At 66.7% G+C, this 5,857-nt stretch carries 6 protein-coding genes; 3 read left to right on the forward strand and 3 right to left on the reverse strand.

Annotated elements, in window-relative coordinates:
- The first annotated feature begins 29 nt into the window (after positions 1 to 29).
- Positions 30 to 827 carry a DUF4431 domain-containing protein gene (locus tag DMX10_RS31715; RefSeq protein ID WP_111264817.1) on the forward strand — a complete coding sequence of 266 codons (798 nt, stop codon included), beginning with the start codon at positions 30 to 32 and terminating at the stop codon, positions 825 to 827.
- A 75-nt stretch (positions 828 to 902) separates the two neighbouring features.
- Positions 903 to 1,661: an ABC transporter substrate-binding protein gene (locus DMX10_RS31720; RefSeq protein WP_256604894.1), complete on the forward strand. Its 759-nt coding sequence runs from the start codon at positions 903 to 905 to the stop codon at positions 1,659 to 1,661.
- A gap of 71 nt (positions 1,662 to 1,732) precedes the next feature.
- Here the strand turns inward: DMX10_RS31720 and DMX10_RS31725 are convergent, their stop codons facing one another.
- Positions 1,733 to 2,953 (reverse strand): PilT/PilU family type 4a pilus ATPase, encoded by a 1,221-nt coding sequence (locus DMX10_RS31725; RefSeq protein ID WP_178083037.1) that lies wholly within the window; start codon positions 2,951 to 2,953, stop codon positions 1,733 to 1,735.
- Between the two features lie 142 nt (positions 2,954 to 3,095).
- On the opposite strand from DMX10_RS31725, the gene DMX10_RS31730 reads away from it, so the two are divergent.
- Positions 3,096 to 3,374: a peptidylprolyl isomerase gene (locus tag DMX10_RS31730; protein WP_044409048.1), complete on the forward strand. Its 279-nt coding sequence runs from the start codon at positions 3,096 to 3,098 to the stop codon at positions 3,372 to 3,374.
- Between the two features lie 66 nt (positions 3,375 to 3,440).
- Here the strand turns inward: DMX10_RS31730 and DMX10_RS31735 are convergent, their stop codons facing one another.
- Positions 3,441 to 3,707 carry a hypothetical protein gene (locus DMX10_RS31735; RefSeq protein ID WP_111264819.1) on the reverse strand — a complete coding sequence of 89 codons (267 nt, stop codon included), beginning with the start codon at positions 3,705 to 3,707 and terminating at the stop codon, positions 3,441 to 3,443.
- A 194-nt stretch (positions 3,708 to 3,901) separates the two neighbouring features.
- Positions 3,902 to 5,491, reverse strand: a complete 1,590-nt coding sequence (locus DMX10_RS31740; protein WP_111264820.1) for an ABC-F family ATPase — start codon at positions 5,489 to 5,491, stop codon at positions 3,902 to 3,904.
- Positions 5,492 to 5,857 lie beyond the last annotated feature (366 nt).

The following is a 5,857-nucleotide window of genomic DNA, read 5'->3' on the forward strand; positions in this document are numbered from 1 at the left end:
GCTCGGCGCCCATGTCCGTCTCGTAATCGTTGCCCTTCACGCAGGCGCGCACCGGCTTCTACCTGGTGCTGGCCGAGCCCGCCTGCGTGAAGGGCAACGATTACGAGACGGACATGGGCGCCGAGCAGGACGTGCGCCTGGTGCAACTGGTGCTGGACGAGGCCGGCTACAAGAAGCTCGAACCGCACCTGGGGCAGCAGGTGACCCTCGCCGGCCACCTGTTCTCCGCCGAGACCGCCTTCCACTACGCCCCGCTGCTGATGCAGGACGTGCAATGGCTGGAGGACCAGCCGACCGCCAGCGCCGACTGCGAAGCCCTGGCCGCCAAGGCCAACGAGGCCGTGGGCTTCCATCCGCCCTGGTGGGGCACGGTGAAGGGCGAAGGCCGGCTGCACTTTCACAGCGCACCGGACAAGGCCTGCGCCATCCCCGGGCTGTTCATCATCCCCGGCGACGGGGTGACCATCTACGCCGCCGAGAACGGCTGGATGCAGGTGATGTACATCAACGCCAAGGGCGAGGACTTCAGCGGCTGGGTGGATGAAAACCGCCTGGACGCCGCCCCCTCGCGCAGTGAAGGCGACGACCAGCCCGAACCGGCCGCCAGCGGCCAGCCCGAGGACGTGACCGCATTCGCCGACCGCTACGCCAACTGCGAACACTTCCTCGGCGAGGAACCCTACGACGCAGAGCGGGCCAAGGAGCTCGCCCAGGCGGTGGAGGAGCTGTGCACCGGCATCGACGCCCAGCTCGACGCCCTGCGCCAGCGCTACAAGGACGACGCCAGCGTGACCCAGGCCCTGGCCGGCTACGAGAAGGTGGAGTGACCCCTCCGGCAGGCCGCCCCGAGCCGGCGACGGCCTCTCCTATACTCCAGGCGTCGCCCTGAAACGGACCCTGCCGTGCTCGCCAGAACCCTGTGCCTCGCCGCCCTGCTCTGCTGTGCCCTCCAGGCTTCCGCCCGGCCGCTGAAGGTCGACCTGTACCTGCCCGATGCGCCCCCATTGACGATGCTGGAGGCCGGCAACAGCCACGGCATCGTCGGCGACGCCACCCTGCTGGCGCTCAAGCGCGCCGGCTACCAGGTACGCATCCTCGTCGCGCCCTGGGCACGGGCGCAGAAGCGCACCATAGAAGGCCGCGACATCCTCGTCATCCCGCTGTCGCGCACGCCGGATCGCGAGGCCTCCTACACCTGGATCGCACCGATCATGGAGTTGCAACGAGCCTTCTTCAGCCTCGACGAGCCGGTCAAGGATTTCGCCGAAGCCCGCGCCCGCTACCGCCAGATCGGCGTCGGCCTGGGCACCGCGCAGAACGAGATCCTCCGCCGCGAAGGCTTCGACAGCGGGCAGATACGCTCCCTGGTGCTGGGCGACAAGCCTGCGCAGCTGCTGGAGATGGGGCGCATCGACGCCTGGTTCACCGGCGTCCCCGAGGCGCTCTACATCTGGCCCAAGGTCTCGCACCAGCGCCTGCGCATGAGCCCGCCCCTGGCGGCCACCGACCTCTACCTCGCCTGCTCCCTGGCCTGCGACCCGCAGCTGGTGGACGACCTGCGCAAGGCCATCGACGCCCTGCGTGCGGACGGCAGCCTCAGGCGCATCCAGGCGCGGTATCTGAAGGATGCCCAGCCGCTGCTGGAACGACAGGCTCCGTAGGTCGGGTGCAACCCGACACGATTGTTGAGGTGCAGCGCGGGTTTCACCCGCCCTACGCGCTGGCGGCAGGTTCAGTAGTGCTTGCCCGGGTCTTCCGGTGGCGGCTCGTCCTCGGGCAGGTCTTCGAGCTTGAGCTCCAGGCCCCAGCTGGCGGCATCCTGGGTCGGCGTGGCCTGGGGCGTCGGTGCGGGCGGCGGGGTGGGTGCAGCGGCGGCGGGCCGGGTGCCGGGGCCGTCGCGGTGCAGCTTGAGCTTCAAGCGCAGGTTGTTGGCCGAGTCGGCGTTCTTGATCGCTTCCTCTTCCTGGATCGAGCCCTCGATCACCAGGTCGAACAGCGCCTGGTCGAAGGTCTGCATGCCCAGGGCCTTGGATTTCTCCATGATTTCCTTGATCGAGCTGAAGTCGCCGCGCTTGATCAGGTCGCTGATGGTGGCGGTGCCCAGCAGCACTTCCACCGCCGCGCGGCGCTTGCCGTCGGAGGTGCGCACCAGGCGCTGGGAAACGAAGGCCTTGAGGTTGTTGCCCAGGTCGTTGAGCAGCTGCGGCCGGCGCTCCTCGGGGAAGAAGTTGATGATGCGGTCCAGCGCCTGGTTGGCGTTGTTGGCATGCAGGGTGGAGATGGCCAGGTGACCGGTGTCGGCGAAGGCCAGGGCGTGTTCCATGGTCTCGCGGTCGCGGATCTCGCCGATCAGGATCACGTCCGGCGCCTGGCGCAGGGTGTTCTTCAGGGCGGCGTGGAAGCTGCGGGTGTCCACCCCCACCTCACGCTGGTTGATGATGGATTTCTTGTGCCGGTGCACGTACTCCACCGGGTCCTCGATGGTGATGATGTGCCCGCCGCTGTTGCGGTTGCGGTAGTCGATCAGCGCGGCCAGGGAGGTGGACTTGCCGGAGCCGGTGCCACCGACGAAGAGCACCAGGCCGCGCTTTTCCATCACCACCTTGAGCAGCACCTCGGGGAGCTTGAGGTCCTCGAACTTGGGGATATCCAGCTTGATGTTGCGCGCGACGATGGAGACCTCGTTGCGTTGCTTGAAGATGTTGATGCGGAAGCGGCCGATGTTGGGCAGGGAGATGGCCAGGTTCATCTCCAGCTCGCGGTCGAATTCGCCGCGCTGCTCCGGGTCCATGATCGATTCGGCGATGCGCGCCACGTCGCCCGGCTTGAGCGGGTCGGTGCCCAGCGGCTTGAGTACGCCGTTGAACTTGGCACAGGGCGGCGCACCGGTGGAGAGATAAAGGTCCGAGCCATCCTGGGAGGCCAGGACCTTGAGCATCGAGGGGAGATCCATGGGGCGAACGTCCAAAGGGCATTTCGAATAACGGTAGGCGAATTTCGCCCGGCTTCCTGCGCGCGAGCGCGCAACCGATGAACTGTATGGGCGCACCGCGCGCTGGCACAATGAACGGCTCCACAAACCACGAGGAAATCCCATGGCCAAGGCCCTTGCCCGCCACATCCTGGTCAAGACCGAGGCGGAAGCCGAACAGATCAAGCAGCGCCTGGCCAAGGGCGAGGACTTCGCCGTGCTGGCGAAGAAGCATTCCATCTGCCCTTCCGGCAAGCGCGGCGGCGACCTGGGCGAGGTGCGCCCCGGGCAGATGGTGCGGGTGATCGACCAGGTGATCTTCAAGAAGCCGGTGCGCACCATCCACGGCCCGGTGAAGAGCCAGTTCGGCTACCACCTGGTGCAGGTGTTCTTCAGGGACTGAGCCCCTGCCCGCCCCGCCTGAAACGAAAAAGCCCGGCACCTGGCCGGGCTTTTCGCATCCACCGCCTCACTTCATCGAGTTGGCGAAGGCGTTCCATTCCTCGGTGGCCTTCAGCGCGGCCTCGCGGTGCTTGCGCACGGCTTCGTTCTGCTCGGTGACGAAGGCGCTGATGCACTTGCTGTAGCTGTCCACGTCGCGGCTGAACTGGTCGCGGTGCGCTTCGTCGCGGAACTGCTTGGGCACCTCGGGCTTGTTGCAGTCGTGGCGGGGCTGGGCGGAATCGGCGAAGGCCAGGGGGGAGGCCAGGAGAAGTATCGCGAGCGCTTTGTGCATGCTTTCCTCACGGGGTTTGCGGCGTGCGCCGGTCGGTTCGAGGGTGCCGACCCGTCGCGGGGCAGGGTCGGCCGGGGGTCGTACTTTCCGGCATCCCGTCCGCCCGATCAAGTTCGGCGGCCCCGGCCGGGCGGCCCGCAGGCAGAAAAAAGCCCCGCATCGGCGGGGCTTTCTCGGGGCGCCGGGGGGGCGCGTCAGACGATCACGCCCTGGCTGCGCAGGTAGTCGTCGTAGGTGCCGCTGAAGTCGGTCACGCCGTTCTCCGAGAGCTCGATGATGCGGGTGGCCAGGGAGCCGACGAACTCGCGGTCGTGGCTGACGAAGATCAGCGTGCCCGGGTAGTTCTCCAGCGCCAGGTTGAGCGCCTCGATGGACTCCATGTCCAGGTGGTTGGTGGGTTCGTCCATGACCAGCACGTTGGGCTTCTTCAGGATCAGCTTGCCGAACAGCATGCGGCCCTGCTCGCCACCGGAGATCACCTTCACCGACTTGAGGATCTCGTCGTTGGAGAACAGCATGCGGCCGAGGGTGCCGCGCACCAGCTGCTCGCCGCCCTGGGTCCACTGGCCCATCCAGTCGAACAGGGTGACGTCGTCTTCGAAGTCATGGGCGTGGTCCTGGGCGTAGTAGCCGAGTTCGGCGCTCTCGGTCCATTTCACGCTGCCGGCGTCCGGGGTCATCTCGCCCACCAGGGTGCGCAGCAGGGTGGTCTTGCCGATGCCGTTGGGGCCGATGATGGCGACGCGCTCGCCCGCCTCGATCTGCAGGTCCAGGCCCTTGAACAGCTGCTTGCCTTCGAAGCCCTTGGCCAGCTTCTCCACGGTGACCGCCTGGCGGTGCAGCTTCTTGTGCTGCTCGAAGCGGATGAAGGGGCTGACGCGGCTGGACGGCTTGACCTCGGCCAGCTGGATCTTGTCGATCTGCTTGGCGCGGGAGGTGGCCTGCTTGGCTTTCGAGGCGTTGGCGGAGAAGCGGCTGACGAAGGTCTGCAGCTCGGCGATCTGCGCCTTCTTCTTGGCGTTGTCGGCCAGGAGTTGCTCGCGCGACTGGGTCGCCGCGGTCATGTACTCGTCGTAGTTGCCCGGGAACAGGCGCAGCTCGCCGTAATCCAGGTCAGCCATGTGGGTGCACACGCTGTTGAGGAAGTGACGGTCGTGGGAAATGATGATCATGGTGCTGTTACGCGCCGTGAGGACGTTTTCCAGCCAGCGGATGGTGTTGATGTCCAGGTGGTTGGTCGGCTCGTCCAGCAGCAGCACTTCCGGGTCCGAGAACAGCGCCTGGGCCAGCAGCACGCGCAGTTTCCAGCCGGGCGCCACTTCGCTCATCGGGCCGAAGTGCTGGGCCAGCGGGATGCCCAGGCCGAGCAGCAGTTCGCCGGCACGGGATTCGGCGGTGTAGCCGTCCATCTCGGCGAACTCGGTCTCAAGCTCAGCCACGGCCATGCCGTCTTCCTCGCTCATCTCCGGTAGGGAGTAGATGCGGTCGCGCTCGGCCTTCACCCGCCACAGTTCCTCGTGGCCCATGATCACGGTGTCGATGACGCTGAAGTTCTCATAGGCGAACTGGTCCTGGCGCAGTTTGCCCAGGCGTACGTTCGGCTCCAGCATCACCTGGCCGCCGGAAGGCTCCAGATCACCGCCGAGGATCTTCATGAAGGTCGACTTGCCGCAGCCGTTGGCGCCGATCAGGCCGTAGCGGTTGCCGTTGCCGAACTTGACGGAAACGTTCTCGAACAGCGGCTTGGGGCCGAACTGCATGGTGATGTTGGCGGTGGAGATCAAGGGGGCTACCTGTCAGATGTGTGCAGCTTTCGAATGTCGCCGGGTACCGGTCGGATACCCGTCTGGAGCGTTCGCAAGGCCCGCCGGCCGGCGTCATGGCCGACCCGTTGGGCACAGCGCAGGAGCAGCGCCCGGGCCTGGAGCCCGTGCTGCCTGGCGATGAAAGCGGGGTTCATGTGAAAAAGCGCGCGGATTGTCGCATAGCTGTGACGACAGTTATACGGCAGCGTTCGCCGAAAGCCGGCGGCCGGCCGGACGGTGCATGGACGTGGCTGCCGGTGCCGCCGAGCAACGGCAGTGCTGGCCGTTCAATGGCCCCCGCGTTCGCGGGGATGAGGGTGGATCGAAGCCCCCTGCCCCCTTCCC

The sequence above is a fragment of the Pseudomonas sp. 57B-090624 genome (assembly GCF_003234055.1).
In the GTDB taxonomy this organism is placed as follows: Bacteria; Pseudomonadota; Gammaproteobacteria; order Pseudomonadales; family Pseudomonadaceae; genus Metapseudomonas; species Metapseudomonas tohonis.